The sequence below is a fragment of the Sneathiella chinensis genome (assembly GCF_012720115.1).
Lineage (GTDB): Bacteria > Pseudomonadota > Alphaproteobacteria > Sneathiellales > Sneathiellaceae > Sneathiella > Sneathiella chinensis.
The window spans coordinates 94,425-113,114 of record NZ_VNWN01000007.1 but is presented as its reverse complement, the minus strand read 5'-3'; the positions used below and the strand labels follow the sequence as shown (position 1 = coordinate 113,114).

Annotated in this window: 24 protein-coding genes; 9 read left to right on the top strand and 15 right to left on the bottom strand. The window is 56.1% G+C overall.

The genetic code is table 11. The features are described 5' to 3' along the window. Nucleotides 1-35: 35 nt before the first annotated feature. The 3 genes from FQB27_RS13000 to FQB27_RS12990 form a co-directional block, all read right to left on the bottom strand. Entirely contained in the window at nt 36-1,151 is a 1,116-nt protein-coding gene (locus tag FQB27_RS13000; protein ID WP_169561493.1) for a DUF2336 domain-containing protein, read from the bottom strand. Between the two features lie 111 nt (nt 1,152-1,262). Beyond that, nucleotides 1,263-2,879 carry a sensor histidine kinase gene (locus tag FQB27_RS12995; RefSeq protein WP_169561492.1) on the bottom strand — a complete coding sequence of 539 codons (1,617 nt, stop codon included), beginning with the start codon at nt 2,877-2,879 and terminating at the stop codon, nt 1,263-1,265. Nucleotides 2,880-2,935: 56 nt separating this feature from the next. After that, the gene (locus FQB27_RS12990) at nt 2,936-4,045 is read right to left on the bottom strand and encodes a DUF2336 domain-containing protein (RefSeq protein WP_169561491.1); all 1,110 of its coding nucleotides are present in this window, start codon (nt 4,043-4,045) and stop codon (nt 2,936-2,938) included. A 264-nt stretch (nt 4,046-4,309) separates the two neighbouring features. Between FQB27_RS12990 and FQB27_RS12985 the strand changes: the two genes are divergently transcribed. The 3 genes from FQB27_RS12985 to FQB27_RS12975 all read left to right on the top strand — a co-directional run bounded on the left by FQB27_RS12985 (nt 4,310) and on the right by FQB27_RS12975 (nt 6,098). Continuing rightward, complete coding sequence (locus FQB27_RS12985) at nt 4,310-4,540, top strand: hypothetical protein (protein WP_169561490.1); 231 nt, start codon at nt 4,310-4,312, stop codon at nt 4,538-4,540. A 35-nt stretch (nt 4,541-4,575) separates the two neighbouring features. Then, entirely contained in the window at nt 4,576-5,028 is a 453-nt protein-coding gene (locus FQB27_RS12980) for a MarR family winged helix-turn-helix transcriptional regulator (protein ID WP_206374649.1), read from the top strand. Between the two features lie 707 nt (nt 5,029-5,735). Then, on the top strand, nt 5,736-6,098 hold the full coding sequence (locus FQB27_RS12975; protein ID WP_169561489.1) for a flagellar protein FlaG: 363 nt from the start codon (nt 5,736-5,738) through the stop codon (nt 6,096-6,098). 179 nt (nt 6,099-6,277) lie between these two features. Here the strand turns inward: FQB27_RS12975 and FQB27_RS12970 are convergent, their stop codons facing one another. From FQB27_RS12970 to FQB27_RS12955, 4 genes are all read right to left on the bottom strand, one after another. Continuing rightward, complete coding sequence (locus tag FQB27_RS12970) at nt 6,278-6,745, bottom strand: hypothetical protein (protein WP_169561488.1); 468 nt, start codon at nt 6,743-6,745, stop codon at nt 6,278-6,280. Between the two features lie 5 nt (nt 6,746-6,750). Beyond that, on the bottom strand, nt 6,751-7,062 hold the full coding sequence (locus FQB27_RS12965; protein ID WP_169561487.1) for a rod-binding protein: 312 nt from the start codon (nt 7,060-7,062) through the stop codon (nt 6,751-6,753). Beyond that, entirely contained in the window at nt 7,062-8,222 is a 1,161-nt protein-coding gene (locus FQB27_RS12960; protein ID WP_380683348.1) for a flagellar basal body P-ring protein FlgI, read from the bottom strand. The genes FQB27_RS12965 and FQB27_RS12960 overlap by 1 nt, the downstream gene beginning before the upstream one ends. A 63-nt stretch (nt 8,223-8,285) precedes the next feature. Then, entirely contained in the window at nt 8,286-8,495 is a 210-nt protein-coding gene (locus FQB27_RS12955; RefSeq protein ID WP_169561485.1) for a hypothetical protein, read from the bottom strand. Between FQB27_RS12955 and FQB27_RS12950 the strand changes: the two genes are divergently transcribed. Continuing rightward, entirely contained in the window at nt 8,494-8,910 is a 417-nt protein-coding gene (locus FQB27_RS12950) for a flagellar assembly protein FliX (protein ID WP_169561484.1), read from the top strand. The genes FQB27_RS12955 and FQB27_RS12950 overlap by 2 nt on opposite strands. Before the next feature lie 198 nt (nt 8,911-9,108). Beyond that, complete coding sequence (gene dksA / locus FQB27_RS12945; protein WP_169561483.1) at nt 9,109-9,525, top strand: RNA polymerase-binding protein DksA; 417 nt, start codon at nt 9,109-9,111, stop codon at nt 9,523-9,525. Nucleotides 9,526-9,580: 55 nt separating this feature from the next. Here the strand turns inward: dksA and queF are convergent, their stop codons facing one another. The 8 genes from queF to flgF form a co-directional block, all read right to left on the bottom strand. After that, entirely contained in the window at nt 9,581-10,042 is a 462-nt protein-coding gene (gene queF, locus FQB27_RS12940) for a preQ(1) synthase (RefSeq protein WP_169561482.1), read from the bottom strand. Beyond that, nucleotides 10,039-10,425: a 6-pyruvoyl trahydropterin synthase family protein gene (locus FQB27_RS12935; protein ID WP_169561481.1), complete on the bottom strand. Its 387-nt coding sequence runs from the start codon at nt 10,423-10,425 to the stop codon at nt 10,039-10,041. Before FQB27_RS12935 ends, queF begins: the two co-directional genes overlap by 4 nt. Nucleotides 10,426-10,473: 48 nt before the next feature. Further along, entirely contained in the window at nt 10,474-11,121 is a 648-nt protein-coding gene (gene queE, locus FQB27_RS12930) for a 7-carboxy-7-deazaguanine synthase (protein ID WP_169561480.1), read from the bottom strand. Next, a complete protein-coding gene (gene queC, locus FQB27_RS12925) occupies nt 11,118-11,828 on the bottom strand; it encodes a 7-cyano-7-deazaguanine synthase QueC (protein ID WP_169561479.1) in 711 nt (236 codons plus the stop codon). The genes queE and queC overlap by 4 nt, the downstream gene beginning before the upstream one ends. Before the next feature lie 225 nt (nt 11,829-12,053). Next, nucleotides 12,054-12,815, bottom strand: coding sequence for a flagellar basal body L-ring protein FlgH (gene flgH / locus FQB27_RS12920; protein ID WP_206374647.1), 762 nt, complete (start codon nt 12,813-12,815; stop codon nt 12,054-12,056). A gap of 21 nt (nt 12,816-12,836) precedes the next feature. After that, complete coding sequence (flgA, locus tag FQB27_RS12915) at nt 12,837-13,790, bottom strand: flagellar basal body P-ring formation chaperone FlgA (protein ID WP_169561478.1); 954 nt, start codon at nt 13,788-13,790, stop codon at nt 12,837-12,839. A 47-nt stretch (nt 13,791-13,837) separates the two neighbouring features. Then, nucleotides 13,838-14,623 carry a flagellar basal-body rod protein FlgG gene (flgG, locus tag FQB27_RS12910; RefSeq protein ID WP_169561477.1) on the bottom strand — a complete coding sequence of 262 codons (786 nt, stop codon included), beginning with the start codon at nt 14,621-14,623 and terminating at the stop codon, nt 13,838-13,840. A gap of 15 nt (nt 14,624-14,638) precedes the next feature. Then, nucleotides 14,639-15,364, bottom strand: a complete 726-nt coding sequence (gene flgF, locus FQB27_RS12905) for a flagellar basal-body rod protein FlgF (protein WP_169561476.1) — start codon at nt 15,362-15,364, stop codon at nt 14,639-14,641. A gap of 314 nt (nt 15,365-15,678) precedes the next feature. Between flgF and FQB27_RS12900 the strand changes: the two genes are divergently transcribed. From FQB27_RS12900 to FQB27_RS12885, 4 genes are read left to right on the top strand one after another with little or no spacing between them, the layout of a single operon-like run. After that, nucleotides 15,679-16,203: a flagellar basal body-associated FliL family protein gene (locus tag FQB27_RS12900; protein WP_169561475.1), complete on the top strand. Its 525-nt coding sequence runs from the start codon at nt 15,679-15,681 to the stop codon at nt 16,201-16,203. Between the two features lie 8 nt (nt 16,204-16,211). Further along, nucleotides 16,212-17,351 carry a flagellar motor switch protein FliM gene (gene fliM, locus FQB27_RS12895; protein WP_169561474.1) on the top strand — a complete coding sequence of 380 codons (1,140 nt, stop codon included), beginning with the start codon at nt 16,212-16,214 and terminating at the stop codon, nt 17,349-17,351. 4 nt (nt 17,352-17,355) lie between these two features. Continuing rightward, nucleotides 17,356-17,895 carry a DUF6468 domain-containing protein gene (locus FQB27_RS12890; protein ID WP_169561473.1) on the top strand — a complete coding sequence of 180 codons (540 nt, stop codon included), beginning with the start codon at nt 17,356-17,358 and terminating at the stop codon, nt 17,893-17,895. Nucleotides 17,896-17,901: 6 nt separating this feature from the next. Then, nucleotides 17,902-18,603, top strand: coding sequence for a MotE family protein (locus FQB27_RS12885; protein ID WP_169561472.1), 702 nt, complete (start codon nt 17,902-17,904; stop codon nt 18,601-18,603). The last annotated feature ends 87 nt before the right edge of the window (nt 18,604-18,690 follow it).

Genomic DNA, 18,690 nt, shown 5'->3' with positions numbered 1-18,690 from the left:
AGAGTATATTTTATAACGCTTTTTGCAAGAGGAGATCAGTGCGCCTGATAGTAGCGGATGTTGCCGCTGATGAATTCCGGATTGGCCAGCGCCCGGGTGGCGGCTTCTGATTTCAGCAGGGAATAGAAGGTGACCAGATTGTCCCGTTCTTCCTTGCCTTTCGGGAATTTCAGGTTGACGGTGCAGACCAGATCAAAAATCGTGGCAAAGACAATCTTGTCCATGTCCAGAATACGGCAGGCCGCGGCCAGCAGTTCCGGGTTCTTGGAATAGAGGATTTTCTGGATCTGGTTGCGCGGCATGTCGATCAGTTTGGCGAAGGTCAGCTCAAACAGGTCAATTTCGCCCTGCCGCAGGGATTTCAGCATGAAGCCCGCGCTCAACTCCCCGGCCTTGTGGAGTTTTTCGACCAGCTTTTCCGATGGGTCCATATCCGTTGAAATGGACTTGATGGTGGCGCGCCGTTCATCAATATCCACTTCCAGAATGCGCGGGTCCACCTGGAACCGGTTGGCAATATATTCCCGGAGGGCGACAGACACCCATCGGTACATTTTTTCGGCGATGTGGTTGGGCAGGAACGGACGCTGCAAAAGGGGTTTCTGGTAGGCGATGATGGTTTCCGACTTTTCGCCCAGTTTCTCCAGAATATCGTTGGGGATGTTGGCCGTGTGGTTGTTCAGCAGTTCAACACAAACTTCTTCCTTGTCGGTGTCGCTGAGGGCGCGGGAAACGCTTTCGCTGATATTGCTGCGGGCGGCAATGGCCAACTGATGCTGGGTTGATCGGGTGTGGATGATTTCCAGCAGGTCGGGTTCTTCCAGAAGGCCGCAATCCCGCAGGATGGGGAGGGCTATCTCGAAGTCGTCGTTGGCGAGGAATATGATCAGGTCCTGCGGTATGTCGGTCCGCTTGGCGATATGGCGTGAAAAATGGGCGCGAATGGATTTTTCTACGTCAGAGGTAATGCGGCAGAGAATGTCTGCCATCAGTTCCTTTTCCGCCTTGGAAAAGGTTTCCCCTTCCTCAATCAGGAAATCCCCGATTTTCTGGTACAGGAATTTACGCTGGGTCGGTGATTTGTCCTCTGCGAGCTCAACCAGACCCAGAATCTGGTTGATGTTTTCGTTTCGTTGAGAGCCCAAAACCATAAACCTACTTACAATTGGAGAATACCAACACTAATTCTGCGGTGGTAGTCTTAACAAACAATAAACATTCTTTCGTAATAAACGAATACGGCTTGGACTGGTCGGCGGATGTTATGGCATCAATGGCAGGGTGACTGTAAACCTGCTTCCCTGACCGGGCTCACAGGCAACGGTGATGTTCCCTCCCATCAGTCGGGCCAGCTTCAGCGAAAGCGTCAATCCCAGTCCAACCCCGTCCTCACCGCGGCTGTATATGCCATTATGGGCCTGTTTAAAAGCCTCAAAAATTCTTTCCTGGTCACTTTCTTCAATACCGGGGCCTGTATCCCAGATGGTCAGGGCCAGCATGTTGCCGTCACGGATTTCCGTATCGGCCCCGATTTTCCCGCCCTCCGGCGTAAATTTCACGGCGTTTCCAAGAAGGTTGACGATGATTTGCAGGCTGCGGGTCGGGTCCACATGCAGGGCAATGTCGTCGTCGATCCGCACCGCAGACAGGTCCAGCCCCTTGTCGGTGGCTTTCTTCTGCACAAGGATGCGGGCATCATCGACCAGGTTCCTGAGCGAGGTCGGCTCCAGTTCCAGCGGGATCTTGTCGCTTTCAATGCGGGCGATATCCAGAATATCCTCGATCAGGCTGAGAAGATGCCGCCCGGAATTCAGGATATCGGTTACATATTCCTGATATTTCTCGCTGAGCGGGCCGAAGGTCTCAAGGCCCATTACTTCGGCAAAGCCGATAATCGCGTTCAGCGGGGTGCGGAGCTCATGGCTCATAGTGGCCAGAAACTCGTCCTTGGCGCGGGCGGCGGCCACCGCCTTCTTGGCGGTCATTTCCAGTTGCAGGTTCTTGTGGGAAATTTCGCGCACCGCCTTTTCCAGATCAGCGCGCGAGGAGGACGCCTCGTTTTCCGCGGCAAGGCGGGCGGTAATATCATCGCTGGTACCGCGATAGCCGACAAAGCGGCCTTTCTCGTTGAAGACCGGGACGCCGCTCAGGTTATAAACCTTGGTTTCCCCATCGATGCTTTCGATGGTCATGGGGACAGAGCGGAACGGCACATGGTTTTCCATGGCGGTTTCGGCCTTGCTGCTGCCGGAGCCTTCTTTTCGGAAGGTGCCAAGGTCGGTCAGGGCGCGCCCTCTCAAAAGCAGGGGCGGCTGGCCCACGGCCTGAACGACCCGGTCCGAAATAAAGGTGATGTTGCCATTGACATCGGTTTCCCAGATCCAGTCAGAGGCTGCTCGGGTAATGTCAAGGAAGCGGCGCTTCTCAAGGCGCAGCTTGCTTTCGGCGTTGACCTGCCGGGTGGAGTTGATGAAGCTGCCGCAAATGGCAATAAAGCCGTCATTCTGGTCATGGATGGGAAAGTGCCGGGACAGATAGTATTCCGTGCCCCGTGCGGTCTCGACCGAGACCTGCCGGGTTTCCACATCCCGCGTTCTGGCAATGCGGGTGACAATGTCCCGATGATCGCTTCGCAGGGCAGGGAGGATCTGACTGCCGGTTCGCTGCGACCGGCCGGTGCCGAAAAGGGAGGCATAGCCGTTATTCGCATAGATAACGGTGCCATCGGGACGGGCGACATACATGGGATGGGATTGTTCGAATATGGCATCGAAAAAATCCCGGCTCACGATGCCCTGAAGGGCGGGTATGGCTGCCGCTGCGCCGCTTTTTACGCCGCTGTGCAAAGATATAACGCTCCCCTGCGATCTATCTGTCATCGTCTGTTCCCCCAACATGCTTTTAGCACGTCGCTGTAATGTAATTCCCGTATCGGCTACAGGGATGCCAGTTGGCTATCCAGTTCCTCCACGGCGTTTGAGTAACCAGCATCCAGTTTCCAGTAATCCAGAACCTTTCCTGCTGTTTCCCCGCTCAAACGGTCATAAAATTTCATGACGGCCTCAAACTCGGCCGGATCAATGGTGTGTTTGCGGTCGCTTCCGGTTGTCTCACGGCGGGTGAGCAGGAAAACGGCCGAAAAACTGTTTCTGTCAAAACCAAGGGTCTTGCAGGTAATGGCCAACGCTTCTGCGTTGTGATCATGGATCAGGCGACTGATGGTCAGGATGTCCAGCCCTGATTTCAGGGACAGACCCGCCACGAACAACCTTATACGTTTGCTTTTCAGGGTCTGGATCAGGAACTTTTCCGTCAATTCATTGCGGCTGGCCATTTGGGCCACCAACCTGTCCGCGTGGGTCTCGCCAAAGTCGGCGATGCTCTGTTCCTTGCGATAGTCGTGGGTCGCGGCCACAATCTGCTGGTCCAGAAGGGTGGTATCGATCTCGAAATTGTTGATGATATGGCGCCGCAGGGCCGCCGAAACCCACCAGAACATCTTGTGGGCCAGATCGGTGGGTATGTCATGCCGGGCCAGCAGGGGCTCCTGAAAGCGGTCCACCCGGCGGGACTCTTCAACCAGAAAGTTCATGGCCTCTTGCGAGAGTTCGGCGTCGTCATTGCGGATCAGGGCCTCGATCACATCCTCTTCCCCAAGGTCGATCAGAAGATCGGTCAGGGTGGCGTCAAGATCATCCCGTTCCGCGATCACCAACAGGTGCTCGTTACTGCGATTGGCGATAATTTCCATCAGGTCCGATTGCAGGACCAGCCGGCTTTGCACCAGAAGGGGGCGGGCCACCTCGATTTCATCATTGGCAAGCAGCAGGACAAGATCGTGAGGGGCATCACCAGAGACGGCGAGCCGTTCCGACAGGGCCTGCCGAATTGATTTTTCAACGGATGAGGTCAGTTTTGTCAGGATATCGCCGATCTGCGCCCGTTCCCGTTCGCTGAGCTTTTCCTTCTCGTCCAGATACAGGTTGCTGATATTTTCAAACAACTGACGACGACCAGCGGCGGACCGATCCCTTGATAGATCCATTAGTTTTTTCTGATCAATCTGGTCAGTATTGTCGTCAATCATGGTTTGGTCCTGTATAGAGGCCTTTTTGAACCTGATAGATAAATACAGCGACTTCTGTTCCAACCCGGCTTTTCGGGCATATGGGCCAAAACAGCGGTACCCGTAGAATTTTTACTATGGAATCAATTACCTGCACTTGGGCAAAGTTATGCAACAAGATTGTATGAAATGATAAATTTTCGGTAAACTGCTTGCTAAAATGTCACACAAATTTTCCTAAAAATGTATTTTCAGTTGTATTTGGGGCGATTCGGCCTCAAAAAATTACTCTTTAAAGTTGAGCTTTTAAGCCCGGTTCCCGAACCGGTCGGCAAGGCTCCTTCGGAATATGAGGCAGGGAGCCCCTTTTCAGGGGGCGGACAGGGCAAAAAGTTGAATGAAATGGAATTGCTTTACATTTCTTTAAGTTTGTTTGGGCACTGTTGCCCGCAAATTGTTTTGGAATTCGTTTAAGGAATGGGCGTTATTTGCGCCGAAAAGGGGAACCTGTGACCGAAAACTATCACGAATTGACCCGGTTGATCGAACGCTTGCATCGTCGGTTTCTGGACGTGTTGCGTGCCGAACTGACGGCAATGGGCATTACGGATATCAATGCAGTTCAGGCCTTGTTGCTGGCCAATATCGGCGATGAGGAAATCAATGTTCGGGAACTGATGACACGGGGGTATTATCAGGGGTCAAACGCGTCCTATAACCTGAAGAAACTTGTGGAGATGGGGTATCTTCTGCAGGGGAAATCAGAACGGGACCGCCGGGCGACCATGATCCGCCTGTCTGATAAAGGGCTTGATCTGGTTCAGAAAATCGCTGAAACCGAGGAAAAGCAGGCTGTCATGCTCAGCCGTTCCGATCCGGCCCCGGATCTGGAGACAACCCGCAAGGCCCTGCGCCAGGTAGAGCGGGTGTGGACCGATTATATCCAGTATGGCACCCGCTAGCGGGCCCGGTCGCTGCCGGTAAAGTAAGCCCTTCCATCAAGAGGGGCGACCCGTCCGGCGGCGTCTTTTCGGGGATCTGTTCAGAACGATCCCCCCTTTCCAAATCATCCAATTCATCCAGATTTCACTGTTTCGGGTCTTGCGGTCTTGTCTTGCCAGAAGATGCTGAAATGGCCGAGGGTGGGCAAATTTTGCCTGTTAGAGGCCGTTTTGGTGGGTAAAATTTGCCGAGGCGGAAAAAAGTGCCTGCCTGTTCTCGCTACCACTTTTTTGCCTTTTCCCCGTTAAAACAATGGATTAGTGCCTTCTTGTGTGCTGGCATGATGCTTGCTTGATCTTTTTGTGGGGTAGAATGCCTCGCTGACATGCCCGGACCCAGAAGGGGCTCCTGCGGAGTGTGTATTTGCCAGACCGGCACCCGATCGGTGCCGCCGTGCAAGATCTCTCCCCGCGTTGTTCGTTGCCGGTGTCCGGGAAGTCGTGCAAGATGTTCCCTGATATTGTTTTATTCTGTATATATTTGCCTTGATTGTTGCTTGATGGTCGTCTGTTGACGCCTGATCCCGATGTCCGGTTGATGTTTGCGGGGCCTGTTTCGCCAAAAACGACAGTCGCGATTTAGAAGTTTACGAATTGGTAATGATTTGTTCGTATTCTTGGGAAGTTTTGAAAGGAAAAGAGGAGTTGCGAAAATGGACGTAACCCTTATGCCACGTATAAATATGCCCGGCGCTGAGAAGCGGCCAGAGGGAACCCCCGCCGGTGCCGGAGATTTCGGCGCTACCAGAGGGGCGTCCGCTGGCAATGTGGACGGTGCGGTCACGCCGACAACGGAAATTCATGATCCGGTACGGCGGGCCGAGCAGACCATTGGGGCGTTCTTCGAGGATGAAGAGACCCCGAATGCCCGTTTCTCCATCGACAGGGACAGGGATAGCGGCCGGTTCGTCTATCGACTGGTTGACTCTTCCACCGGTGAGGTGGTCAAGCAGTTCCCCGGTGACTATGTCCTTCGCCGTGTGGCCTATTACCGCGAGCTGGAAGGGCTGGCGGTCGATAACGAAGTCTGATCAACAGGCGCATTCCCGGTTTTTATGCGCCTGTTTGTGCCTGTGTGCCTTTAAGGCTGGACGCCAGCCTGTATTCCTTCCGCTATTCTCCTTGTTCCATATCTCCTGACCCTTGACCGTCGGTCTTTTTCGGACTTTCGCCAGTCTGGCAGGGCCGGGATGGTTTTCCGCCTTCCGGGTCAGATTACCTGATTGACCGCAATCGCGCTGCTGAGGGCTGAATTGTTGCGGGTTGTGTGGCCTGCGGCAAAACCGGCGGCTGCATTATAGGTCTTGGGCGGGGCTTTCTTGCGCGCGGCCTCGTCCGCGACGGCCTTGACCAGCCCTTCGGTGACGGTTTTTGCCGTGGACAGTTTCCGGAAATGGGCATCCAGAATGTCATAAAACCGCGTGCTGCTGGCCCGAAGGGCGTCGATATCCGCCTGAGGGAACATCTTGAAACGGTCCGGGTCGGCCTTGATCAGGGTCATTTGCTGATTATAGATGGCGACCAGCCGGGATTTTTCCGATTGCTGGTCAGACATGCCTTGCGGATTGCCGTTAGCGATCAGTTCGTTCTCGAATTCCAGAATTTGGGACAGGCGATCGATCTTTCCGGCCAGTTCGACCGGGGAGAGAAGGGCGGGACCTGATTTTTGCTCTGTCATTGTACTTATACCTCCTGCAAGGCCAGAATTTCCCGGTAAACAGCATCGGCAATGCCAACGCCGCCCTGCCGGCTCATGGATTTTGCGTATTCATCGTTCAGCATGGAGCGGAAAATCTTTTCAGACTCGCCGCCGCCAAAGGTGCTGTCGGTCTCGATCCCGGCGGACATATGGTTCAGGAACTGGCTCAGGAAAAAGGCCTCGAATTCCTGTGCGGCAAGGCTTGCGGCCTCCTGCCGGGGGGAGGATTTCGCCTGTCCCTGGGCAGAGGCGTTCTGAACAAGGAAGTTGCCGGATGTGCTGTGAATGTTGCTCATTACATCAACTCGATTTCTGCCTGAAGGGCGCCGGCGGCCTTGATGGCCTGAAGAATGGAAATCATGTCGCGGGGGCCGATACCAAGGGCGTTCAGCCCGTCCACCAGTTCCTGCAACCGTACGCCGGAATTCAGGACGGTCAGTTTCTTGTCGCCATCCTCGGTCACCTGAATGTCGGTGCGCGGAACCACGACGGTCTGTCCCTGCTCGGCAAACGGGGAAGGTTGCGAGACCTGCGGGGTTTCCGTAATGCGAACGGTCAGGTTCCCTTGCGCGATGGCAACGGTATCCACCTTCACATCCTTGCCGATGACAATGATGCCGGATTGTTCGTCAATGACCACGCGGGCGATCTGGTCCGGTTCGACCATCAATTGCTCGATATCTGTCAGCAGGTCGACCATGTCATCCCGCTTGCTGCCATCCAGGTTCAGGACAACGGTGGACGGGTCCGTCGATTTGGCGACCCGGTTGCCGATAAAGTCGTTGATGGCCTTGGCAATGCGGCGTGAGGTGGTCAGGTCGGGGTTGCGAAGGGAAATGCGAAGCGATGTCAGGGTTGCCAGATCAAAGCCAAGTTCCCGTTCCACAATGGCGCCATTGGCGATGCGTCCGGCGGTCGGGACCCCCTTGGTGATAGAGGCCGCTTCCCCGCCAGCGGCAAAACCGGCAACCGTGATGGAGCCTTGGGCAACCGCGTAAACCTCGCCATCGGCAGCCATCAGCGGGGTAACCACAAGGGTGCCGCCCAGCAGGCTTTCCGCATCCCCGATGGAACTGATGGTAACGTCAACCTTGGTTCCCTGACGGGCAAAGGCGGGCAGGGTGGCGGTGACCACAACAGCGGCCACGTTATCGGTTTTCAGGTCCGTATCGCGGGTGTTAACGCCCAGCCGTTCCAGCATGGCTTCGAGGCTCTGTTCCGTGAAAGGAGAGTTGTTGAGGGAGTCGCCGGTGCCGTTCAGGCCGACCACCAGTCCGTATCCGACCAGAATATTTTCGCGGATGCCTTCAAAATCGGCGATATCCTTGACCCGGGATGCGCCAGACGCGGCCTGCATCATGACCGTGGCGGACAGGGCAAGCGCGAGCAGGGTCGTCGCCGCTGCTTTCACGAGGGTAAATTGCTTTGCAATATTCTGAGCCGTTTTCAACGTCATCATTCCTTATTCCATCTCTGGCCCCGGAATTCGCCGGGGCGCTGAAATCGCTGTTGCAACTGGTTATGCGAAAAGTGTGCCAAGATTTTTCATCGGCAAGTCGTTGAATTTGCTGGGCTTTGTCTGAAGCTGTGCGGCAGGAAGGGCGGGGCGCGGGCAAATTTTTCCGGGCGAGAGGGCAAGATTGGCCGCCGCAAAAATGGGAAAAACTTGCAAAATGGCCCAAACAAACCTAAAACAAATGGAAATACAAACCTTTACGGGATATGTCATGAGAGTTTCAGGTCCAGGCCGTTTGGGATCAACCCAGAAGTCGCGAAGCGGTAAGGCTACCTCCGGCACCGGTGAGAAATTCTCCATACCGTCGGGCGGACAGGACACCCTTCCAGCCAGCAATGTCGCTTCTGCATCCCCGATTGCATCCATTGATGCGATCATGGCCTTGCAGGGCGTGGACGATTCAACCACCGGGAACAAGAAAGCCCTGATGCTGGGGCAGGATCTTCTGGCGCGACTGGAAGAGGTCCGGCATGGCCTTCTGTTGGGGTCCATTCCGGTTGAGCGGTTGAAAAGGCTGCAATCCGCACTGGAGGGAATGGATGTGGCCGGGGCCGACCCGAAGCTGGCGGAAATTGTCCGCGATATTGAGGTTCGGGCAGCGGTTGAGCTTGCAAAACTTGGATTCTGATCAGGCTGTTTTCGGCATGGGTTCAGGCCTGAAACGAAGCCTTCCAGCAATCGTTTGCGTTGATCAGGAGACAATTTGAGGGGAATTTCATAAAATTTTACGGTTCTCATTATATTTTTGTCATAGGGGTGTTGCAGAGTGTCCATCACACTCATATAATGCAGCCCGTTGAAAAAGTGTGCTATCCGGAGTAGCTTAATGAACGTTCAACTTCCAAGTGATTATCGCCCGTCTGAGGACGAGCCATTTATGAACCCTCGGCAGCAGGAATATTTCCGCGAAAAGCTGCTGAAATGGCGTAGCGATATTCTGGCAGATGCCAACCAGACTCTGGCCAACCTACAGGAAGAAACTGTCAAGGAGCCAGACATTGCCGATCGTGCCTCCACTGAATCAGAACGTGCTCTGGAACTCAGAACGCGGGACCGTCAGCGCAAGCTGATTGGCAAGATTGATTCCGCGTTGCGTCGCATCGATGAAGGCAGTTATGGATATTGTGACGAGACGGGAGAGCCTATCTCCCTGAAACGGTTGGAAGCCCGGCCGGTCGCAACCCTGAGCCTTGAGGCGCAGGAACGTCATGAACGGCGTGAAAAAATCTACCGGGACGATTGATCCGGGGGAGAGAATAAAAAAAGCCGGCACGCGCCGGCTTTTTTTATGGGGATTTTTATCCGCGGCCCCGATAGGGGGCAACGCCCTGATCAGGCAGCCAGACGCCTTCGGGCGGCGTGCCTGTCTGCCAGAAAACATCAATGGGAATACCGCCGCGCGGATACCAGTATCCACCGATCCGAAGCCAGATGGGCTTGGTCGCCTCGGCGATGCGCTTGCCCACATTGATGGTGCAATCCTCGTGAAAGGCGCCGTGGTTACGGAAACTTTGCAGGAACAGTTTCAGAGACTTGGATTCAACCAGCCTCTGGTCGGGTATATAGTCCACCACCAGATGGCCAAAGTCGGGCTGGCCGGTCACTGGACAGATGGAGGTGAATTCCGGGCAGGTAAAGCGGACAACCGCAAGGGTGCCTGCCTGCGGATTTGGAACCGCGTCAAGAACGGCCTCTTCCGGGGATTGGGGGGCTTTCACATCCTGACCAAGGGTGGTCTGGAATTCCGTGTAATCAGTCATGGTTTGGTATCCTCGGTTTCAAATTCACCGTTATAGTCACATCCTTCCCCGCAGCTGTCGCGATAGACACCCACCTGATACAGACCGGGAAGGGCCGGGGCCAGTTTTCGCCAGATCCATTGGGAAAGGTTTTCAAGGGTGGGCTTTTCCAGCCCCTCGATATCGTTCAGGTAATGATGGTCCAGTTGCTCCCGAACCTCGGCGGCAATTTCCATCATTCGGCCAAGATCCTCGATCAGGCCGGTTTCCGGTGACGGTGCCCCGGACAGGGTGATCCGCACCCGAAAGCTGTGCCCGTGCAGGCGCTGATTGACATGGCCATCGGGAAAGGCATGGGGCAGGTGGTGGGCTGCCTCGAAGTGGAAATCGCGAAAAATTCTCATAGGGGTCACGGGTTCGGTTACTAAAATATACTTGGGGCGGAGGGGTGCTCAGGGAAAGCCGACCAGTTTGTGGGTCTGGACGCTCAGCTTCCACCGCGGATGGGACAGGCAGTATTTCTCTGTCATCCGGGTATGTTCAAGGGCTTGCTCCGGGCGGGACGGGATATCCTTGGGTTGCAGGTAAAAATGGGTGAAGTCCAGTCCGGCAAATCTTTCCGGGTCCGCTTCCGGCTCTGCTTGCGGAAAGACCAGCTTCAATTCGTCCCCAAAGGTCTGCTTCAGGGGCGTTGCCCCTTTCGGTGAAACACAGATCCAGTCGATGCTGTCCGGGACAGGCAGGCTGCCATTGGTTTCCACGGCGACCTCAAACCCCCGCTGGTGCAGGGCGTCGATCAGGGGCGCGTCCAGTTGCAACAGGGGTTCCCCGCCGGTGCAAACCACATACGGCTTGCCGCCGCCCGGCCATTTTTCAAGCACGGCATCGGCCAACAGGTCGGCGGTTTTGAACTTACCGCCGCCCACACCATCCGTACCGACAAAGTCGGTGTCGCAGAACCGGCAGGCGGCTGTTTCGCGGTCCTGTTCCCGTCCGGTCCACAGGTTGCAGCCGGAAAAGCGCAGGAAAACGGCGGCGCGGCCGGATTGCGCGCCTTCCCCCTGAAGGGTCAGGAACATTTCTTTCACGCTGTAGGTCATTGGGGCGACTTCCGATAGGCAGCCCAGCCAGCGGCCCGCAATTGGCAGGCGGGGCAGGTGCCGCAGCCATATCCCCAGTCATGCCGCTGTGTGCGGTCACCAAGGTAACAGGTGTGGGTTTCCTCCACGATCAGTTGTACCAGTGTCTCGCCGCCAAGGGTTTCGGCAAGGGCAAAAGTGGCCGCCTTGTCCAGCCACATCAGCGGCGTTTCCACGGTGCATTTGCGGTCCAGCCCAAGGGACAGGGTAACCTGCTGGGCTTTCAGGGTATCATCCCGGCAATCAGGGTATCCGGAATAGTCGGTTTCGCACATGCCGCCCACAAGGGTTCTGAGGTCCCGCCGATAGGCAAGCGCCCCGGCCAGCGTGAAAAACAGCAGGTTGCGCCCCGGCACAAAGGTATTGGGAAGGCCCGCATCGGTCATTTCGATGGCAATTGTGTCGGTCATGGCAGAGGCTCCGATCTGCTTGATCACCGTGGCATCCAGCATGTGATCGTCCCCAAGGCGATCCCGCCAGTCGGGGAAGCTGTCTTTCAGCCGGTTGCGGAAGGTCTCGCGAACCTCCAGTTCGACCTTGTGGCGCTGACCGTAATCGAAGCCAACGGTTTCCACCCTGTCAAACCGGGACAGGGCCCAGGCAAGGCAGGTGGCGGAATCCTGACCGCCTGAAAAAAGGACGAGGGCGCCGCCGCGTCGTGGGGGCATGGGGTACTTCCTTACTGTCTGTGTCGTGAATGCGGGGGGCCGTCCTGAACCGGGAACGATCCTGCAATATTAGGGTGGCTTCATATCCCAATACCGTAGCGGAAATCAAACATTTAACGGTGTTTCTGCATCATTTTACCCTATGCGTGTGCCGGGCCGGGGGCGGTTCAACAAAAAAGGGCGGCCCGCATGGACCGCCCCTGTTTTTCATCCGGTTCCGAAGGATCAGAACGGGAAGATGATATCGAAAAGCTGCTGGCCATACCGGGCCTGCTGAACATCGGTCAGGTGACCGCGCCCGCCATAGGCGACACGGGCCTCGGCGATCTTGGAGCTTTTGATGGTGTTGTCAGAGGAAATATCTTCCGGGCGGACCACACCGGTCACATAAAGGTCGCGGCTTTCAAAGTTGACGCGGACTTCCTGACGGCCGGAAATGACCATATTTCCGTTCGGCAAAATCTGCATCACAATGGCGGCGATCTCCATCTCGATGGTTTCGGTCCGGTCCACGGCGCCGCTGCCAGAAACCGTGTGGCTGCTGTCGAGATCGGCAAGGGAGCCGGGATCAACGGCTTCGGGCAGCACTTTCGAGAGCTGGGATTCCAGTCCCAACAGGCTGCCAGCCGAGGCCGCCTCGGACGCGGAGCGGGAGGTGGAGGTGGTGTTGCTGAGCTTGGCCTTGTCGGAAATTTCCACAACCACGGTCAGGATATCGCCGATCTGGTTGGCCCGCTGGTCCTTGAAAAAGGCGCGGGAGCCGGGCCGCCACAGGGAGTTGGCCTGCTGAACGGCGGGTTCAGGGCGGGGCATGGGCAGGGCCACCGGGCGGTAATCCTTTGAGGCCATGGGGTTTTCAATCCCGGAAAGCGGGGGTTCGGAACCGATGGAGGCGATCCGGCTGTAAGCGTTGCATCCGGTCAGCAGGGCCCCCAGTCCGAGAACCAGCGTTGCCTTGGCAAGTGTATTTGTCAGTGTGCGGGTCATGATACAGTCTCCACTTCGAGATTACTGAAGGTTGGCCAGGCGCTGCTGGGCGGTGATGATGCGGACTTCTTGTGAGTTGATGACTTCCGCCTGAATGATTTTACGGCTGGCGATATTCTCAACACGAATGATCTCGCCTTCGCCGCCATTTTCAAGGGTGCGGCCGGTGACGGAGAGGGCAATCCCCCCCTGACGGAACAGCACCGCAACCAGTTTCCCTTTTTCCACGGTCACCGGATCCCCAAGGTTGCGGATATTGATCGGTGTGTCCGGGCGAATATTGCGGATTGGGCTTTTGCCGATCAGGACGCTGGCGTCGGCCACGGTGGCCCGGCCAAGCTGGTCCTTGCGAATGGTCTTGTAGGTGATGTCCGCTTCGGTGATTTTGGCGCCGGTCGGCAGGTGACGGGACAGAACCGGAACCTCGATCAGGGCGTGGACATTGCCGCTGATCTTGTACCGGCGTCCGGTTTCGGCATTGGCCGGGGCCAGAACCGTGGCGACAAAGCTCCCCTTCTGACGGCTGTAGGACAGGCTTTCCACGGCAACGGAAGTGGCCTCGCTGGGGGATACGTTGATGTTCGGGTGTTGTGTGGACAGGGCCATGTCAAACATGTCCGTCCCCAGTTCTTCCTGCAGGGTGAAGCGGATTTCCTCGGCAATCAGTTGCTGGGGAACGGCAACACCGGCGCGGGAGACCGTGACACGCTGGATCGGGCGGGTCGGGCGCCAGTCCAGGCCGTGCTTGCGGGCCACAAATGCCACAGAGGTTGCCTTGAAGGTCGTGCTTTTCCCCGGTGCGGGGGCATTGGCAATCACATAGTCCGTTTTGTCGCCAGCGCCTTCGAAAATATCGCCAAAGGTGACGGTGTCGCCATCGATTGTAATATCGGTGCGCAGGTTGACCACATTGGCGGCGGCAAAATCTGCCGACAGGGTGATCAGGGTGACAAGGAATGCTGCAATGTATTTCATAACACGACCTCTTCTGTTCTAGAGAGTTTTATTCCGCCGGACCGGGGTTACTTCAACTGGTTGGTGACGGACATCATCTCGTCAGCGGTGGTGATGACCTTGGAGTTCATCTCGTATGCCCGCTGGGCGCTGATCAGGGAGGTGATCTCGGATACGGAATTCACGTTCGATGTTTCCAGATACCCTTGCCGGATAGAGCCAAAACCAACGGAACCCGGCACACCCACTGTCGGCGCGCCAGAGGCGGGGCTTTCCTTGAACAGGTTGTCGCCCATGGGCTGCAGGCCTGCTTCGTTAAAGAAGATGGCCAGATCGAACTGACCCACGGTCTGCAGGTTCACCTGACCGTCAAGCTGGACCTGAACCTCGCCGCTGGTGTTGATGGTGACGCTGATGGCGTCCTGCGGAACGGTGATGGAGGGAACCACGGTAAAGCCGTCCTGCGTTACGATTTCGCCGGTGGGGCTGACCTGAAAGGAGCCGGCGCGGGTGTAGGCTTCCTCGCCGCTTGGCAGAAGAACGCGGAAGAAACCGTCGCCCTGAATGGCCATGTCATAGGTGTTTTCCGTATTTTCCATGCCGCCCTGATCCATGATCCGGTAGACGGATGCGGTTTTCACACCGATACCGACCTGAATGCCGGACGGGACAACTGTTCCCGCATCGGAAGAGGCCGCACCGGCGCGCCGCAGATCCTGATAGAGAAGGTCCTGGAATTCCGCCCGCTGGCGTTTGAAGCCGGTGGTGGTCATGTTGGCAATGTTGTTGGAAATGACGTCAACATTAAGCTGCTGCGCCAACATTCCCGTTGCTGCTGTTCCAAGTGCACGCATGATTACATTCCTCTCTTACTGAATCGCGGGAAGTTCTTCGATACTTTTCATCTGCAGATCATGCTCCGCATCCAGCAGCTTCTGGGCTGCCTGATAGGAACGCATGACCTCGATCATCGAAGTCATTTCCAGAATTGGATTGACGTTTGATTTTTCCAGAGACCCCTGAAGCAGGCGGGCATCCTGTGTGGGCAGGGGCGCCTCGTCGCCAGCGTTGTAATAGCCGTTCCCGACGGCCTTCAGGTTCTGTTGGTTTTCGAAGGTGATCATTTCAAGTTTCTGGGTCTGTCCGGGGGCGGTGGTGATGGTGCCGTCCGGGGCGATTTCCAGTTCCTTGAATTCAAGGTTCACCTGGATCGGCTGGCCGTCCTCATCCACCAGAAGGTCGCCCGCGGTGGTGACAATGTTGCCATCCGGGTCCAGCTTGAAGTTACCGTTCCGGGTATAGCGAAGGCCGGCGTCTGTCTCGATGGTGAAGTAACCGTCGCCGTTGATGGCAACGTCCAGCGTGCGGCCCGTATTCTGGATCACGCCCTGCCGGACATCGGTATACAGGCCGAAGTCTTGAACATAGGACATTTTGGTATGTGCAGTTTGTTCCTTGATCAGAAATTCCTCGAACAGGGGCTGGGAGCCTTTGAACCCGGTGGTGTTCTGGTTGGCAAGGTTGTTCGCAACGATATCCAGCTGGCGCCGAAGGGCAACCTGTTGTGACAAACCGATGTAAACTGCATTTTCCATTTCTGGCTCCGCCCTTTTGGCAAAAACGTTATCTGCCCCTTACTAAGCAAGAGCCGTGCCAGAAATAAAAGGCAGGTAAATCAAGGGGTTGGTTTTCTTCCGGGGCGGGGAAGGGGCGTTTGGGGGAACAATTGGCCGGGAGGGACGGCAATATTTTCCGGCACCCTTCGGATGTCTAAAATTTTCTGAAAAAGAGTTGAAAAAAATTTCAAAAAAGGAGATGCAAAAGGAGAATTTCAACCTCTTGTTAACCAAGCATCTCTAGTGTCCTAATCTGGAGCAGAATTGATTCTTGATTAAGGGCCCGGTCAGTTATGGCAGATGTAAACGGAGAAGGTGCGAGCGACCTCAACGCGGATGGCACGGAAAAGGTCAAGAAAAAGGGCTTGAGTGGCAAGGTCCTCGTCCTTTTCATCCTGTTGCCGCTTCTTCTTGTGGGCGGCGGCGTCGGCGGGGCGTTCGTTGCGGGTGTGTTCGACGGGGAGGCCCCGGACGAGGAAGTGGTTGAGGAAGAGGAGCCGAAAGCACCGGAGGTTGTGGTCTTTTATGACTTGCCGGAAATGCTGGTCAATCTGGATACCAATGGCGCAGGCAACAGCTTCCTGAAGATTTCGGTCTCGCTGGAGCTGAACGATCAACTTGCACTCCCGGAACTTGAAAAGCTGATGCCGCGTGTTATGGATAATTTTCAGGTCTATCTGCGTCAATTGCGGGCAGAGGATCTGAAAGGGGCAGGCGGGATTTACCGTCTGAAGGAAGAACTGCTGTATCGGATCAACAGTTCTGTCAAACCGATTCAGGTCAAGGATGTCCTGTTCAAGGAAATGCTGGTTCAATAAGGTTTTCTATGGCTGATCTCGACGACGAAATGGATATGGCTGCGGCGATGGCCGCAGAAGCCGGCGACGATGAAATGGACATGGCCGCGGCCATGGGCATGAGCGATGACGACATGGATATGGCAGCCGCCATGGGCATGGAGGACGAGCCGTCCGGCACCAGTATCGAAGAGGCCGCCAGCGGCCAGTCCACCCGTGTCCTGAACCAGGATGAAATCGACAGCCTGCTCGGTTTCGACATGGATGCGGACGGCGGCGGGGACAAGTCCGGTATCAAGGCGATCATCAATTCGGCACTGGTCAACTATGAACGTCTTCCCATGTTGGAAGTGGTGTTCGACCGGCTTGTGCGCATGATGACAACCTCGCTGCGCAATTTCACGTCCGACAATGTGGAAGTCAGCCTCGACAATATCACCTCCATCCGGTTTGGTGACTATCTGAACTCCATTCCGCTTCCGGCGATCCTCAGCGTTTTCCGGGCCGAGGAATGGGATAACTATGGCCTGATCATGGTCGATAGTTCGCTGATCTATTCCATTGTGGACGTTCTGCTGGGCGGACGGCGCGGCACTGCGGCCATGCGGATTGAGGGGCGGCCCTATACCACCATTGAACGGAACCTTGTGGAACGGATGGTGAGCGTCATTCTGGCGGATATGTCCGCGGCGTTCGAGCCGCTCAGCCCGGTCAGTTTCAATCAGGAACGGGTCGAGACCAACCCCCGCTTTGCCACCATTGCCCGTCCGGCCAACGCGGCCATCCTGATCAAGCTGCGGATTGATATGGAGGACCGGGGCGGCCGTCTGGAACTTCTTCTGCCCTATGCCACGCTGGAGCCGGTTCGTGAATTGCTGCTGCAGATGTTCATGGGTGAAAAATTCGGCCGCGACAGCATCTGGGAAAACCACCTTGCCACCGAACTCTGGTCCACCGAGGTGGATATCATGGCCGTTCTGGACGAGCAGCAGATGTCCCTCAACGAAATCCTGTCGCTGGAAATCGGGGATACCATCATGCTGAATGCCTCGCCGAACAGTCCGGTGGTCCTGAACTGCGGCGGGATGAAGATGGTTTCCGGCAAGATGGGCCGGTCCGGACAGAATATTGCCGTCAAGGTGGACAAGACCTTGCGGCATTTAGGGTAAGGGTATGATGGATATGATTTCTGTTCCGCTGATACTGGATGTGCTGTTGATCTGCCTGCTGGGGGCGACCATTGGATATTGCGCCCGGCTGCACAAGAAACTGTCCGTGATGCGCGATGCGCAAAGCGAGCTTCACAAGGTGGCGCGGGAATTTGATCAGGCCACAACCCGGTCCCGTCTCGCCGTTGAGGAAATGAAGATCGCCAGCAAGGAAGCGGGCAAGGACCTTCAGGGCGAACTGGATGCGGCCCGCACCCTGATTGAGGAACTGAAACTGATCAATGCGTCCGGGCAGCGTATTGCGGACCGCCTGCAAGAGGGGGTTGGCGTGGCATCGCAAACCCTGAAAGCAGACGAGGACGAACTGGTTCTTGATCCGTCAGCCGAACTTGTCCGGGACAAGCGGATGGAAAAACAGGCCCGGAAAATGGCGGAAACACTGGCCGAGAAGCGGGAAACCCCGTTCTCTGACGGGTCCGCCAAACGATCCGAGGCGGAAAAGGAATTGCTTCAGATGTTGTCCAGAAAGAATGGGAACGGGTAAGTCGTCATGAAAAACCTCCGTATTCTGCCGGTCACCTTGATTGCCATGGTTTTGGTCTTCGGATTGAAGATCGGGACCGTCTGGACCGATGCGCAAGGGCTGTTTCTGGACCTGAAAGTCCCGGAAGTGCAGGCGCAGGCCGCCAATGACACCACCAGCGACCAGGCCGAAAAGGCCGAGGGGGCGAACCGGGCTGCCGATACGGCCGCAAAGCCTGCCGGGAGCGGGCAGGATGCTGCTGCTGCCCCGTCCGGGCAGCCACAGCCGGTCAGTGCCGCCGACCTGTCCGCCAGTGAAATCGAGGTGTTGCAGCGTCTGGTTGAGCGCCGGGACGAACTGGACCGCCGGGACAAGGAACTGGACATGCGCGACAACCTTCTGAAGGCGACCGAGGCGCGGATTGACGACAAGATTGCCCGCCTGAAGGAAATCGAGGCGACCATTCAGGACCTGCTGAAAAAGCATGACGAGCAGGAAGAACAGAAACTGCTCAGTCTGGTCAGCATCTACGAGAAAATGAAGCCGAAGGATGCCGCCCGGATTTTCAACACGCTTGATATGAGTGTGCTGCTGGATGTGTCCGCCATGATGAAGGAAGCCAAGTTGGCCGGTATTCTTGCCAAGATGGATGACGAGCGGGCCAAGATGCTGACTGTTGAGTTGGCAACCCGCAAACAGTTGCCGCAAGTGGACAGCAAGGAAGGGTAAGGGACGTGGCAAGGGGGGAAGACCCCCTGTCCTTTACGGCGGATTAACCATTGACGGGTAAGTTGAATTAAAACGACCTGAGTAATT

What these genes read in the sequence shown, in the direction of transcription:
- queF (WP_169561482.1), bottom strand. Translation starts at nt 10,042, where the DNA reads ATGACTGATTACACGGAATTCCAGACCACCCTTGGTCAGGATGTGAAA.
- FQB27_RS12935 (WP_169561481.1), bottom strand. Translation starts at nt 10,425, where the DNA reads ATGAGAATTTTTCGCGATTTCCACTTCGAGGCAGCCCACCACCTGCCC.
- FQB27_RS12965 (WP_169561487.1), bottom strand. Translation starts at nt 7,062, where the DNA reads ATGAGCAACATTCACAGCACATCCGGCAACTTCCTTGTTCAGAACGCC.
- FQB27_RS12900 (WP_169561475.1), top strand. Translation starts at nt 15,679, where the DNA reads ATGGCAGATGTAAACGGAGAAGGTGCGAGCGACCTCAACGCGGATGGC.
- FQB27_RS12990 (WP_169561491.1), bottom strand. Translation starts at nt 4,045, where the DNA reads ATGGATCTATCAAGGGATCGGTCCGCCGCTGGTCGTCGTCAGTTGTTT.
- queE (WP_169561480.1), bottom strand. Translation starts at nt 11,121, where the DNA reads ATGACCTACAGCGTGAAAGAAATGTTCCTGACCCTTCAGGGGGAAGGC.
- FQB27_RS12975 (WP_169561489.1), top strand. Translation starts at nt 5,736, where the DNA reads ATGCCACGTATAAATATGCCCGGCGCTGAGAAGCGGCCAGAGGGAACC.
- FQB27_RS12955 (WP_169561485.1), bottom strand. Translation starts at nt 8,495, where the DNA reads ATGACATATCCCGTAAAGGTTTGTATTTCCATTTGTTTTAGGTTTGTT.
- FQB27_RS12950 (WP_169561484.1), top strand. Translation starts at nt 8,494, where the DNA reads ATGAGAGTTTCAGGTCCAGGCCGTTTGGGATCAACCCAGAAGTCGCGA.
- FQB27_RS12885 (WP_169561472.1), top strand. Translation starts at nt 17,902, where the DNA reads ATGAAAAACCTCCGTATTCTGCCGGTCACCTTGATTGCCATGGTTTTG.
- dksA (WP_169561483.1), top strand. Translation starts at nt 9,109, where the DNA reads ATGAACGTTCAACTTCCAAGTGATTATCGCCCGTCTGAGGACGAGCCA.
- FQB27_RS13000 (WP_169561493.1), bottom strand. Translation starts at nt 1,151, where the DNA reads ATGGTTTTGGGCTCTCAACGAAACGAAAACATCAACCAGATTCTGGGT.
- fliM (WP_169561474.1), top strand. Translation starts at nt 16,212, where the DNA reads ATGGCTGATCTCGACGACGAAATGGATATGGCTGCGGCGATGGCCGCA.
- FQB27_RS12890 (WP_169561473.1), top strand. Translation starts at nt 17,356, where the DNA reads ATGATGGATATGATTTCTGTTCCGCTGATACTGGATGTGCTGTTGATC.
- FQB27_RS12970 (WP_169561488.1), bottom strand. Translation starts at nt 6,745, where the DNA reads ATGACAGAGCAAAAATCAGGTCCCGCCCTTCTCTCCCCGGTCGAACTG.
- FQB27_RS12960 (WP_380683348.1), bottom strand. Translation starts at nt 8,222, where the DNA reads ATGACGTTGAAAACGGCTCAGAATATTGCAAAGCAATTTACCCTCGTG.
- flgF (WP_169561476.1), bottom strand. Translation starts at nt 15,364, where the DNA reads ATGGAAAATGCAGTTTACATCGGTTTGTCACAACAGGTTGCCCTTCGG.
- queC (WP_169561479.1), bottom strand. Translation starts at nt 11,828, where the DNA reads ATGCCCCCACGACGCGGCGGCGCCCTCGTCCTTTTTTCAGGCGGTCAG.
- FQB27_RS12995 (WP_169561492.1), bottom strand. Translation starts at nt 2,879, where the DNA reads ATGACAGATAGATCGCAGGGGAGCGTTATATCTTTGCACAGCGGCGTA.
- flgG (WP_169561477.1), bottom strand. Translation starts at nt 14,623, where the DNA reads ATGCGTGCACTTGGAACAGCAGCAACGGGAATGTTGGCGCAGCAGCTT.
- flgA (WP_169561478.1), bottom strand. Translation starts at nt 13,790, where the DNA reads ATGAAATACATTGCAGCATTCCTTGTCACCCTGATCACCCTGTCGGCA.
- FQB27_RS12985 (WP_169561490.1), top strand. Translation starts at nt 4,310, where the DNA reads ATGTATTTTCAGTTGTATTTGGGGCGATTCGGCCTCAAAAAATTACTC.
- flgH (WP_206374647.1), bottom strand. Translation starts at nt 12,815, where the DNA reads ATGACCCGCACACTGACAAATACACTTGCCAAGGCAACGCTGGTTCTC.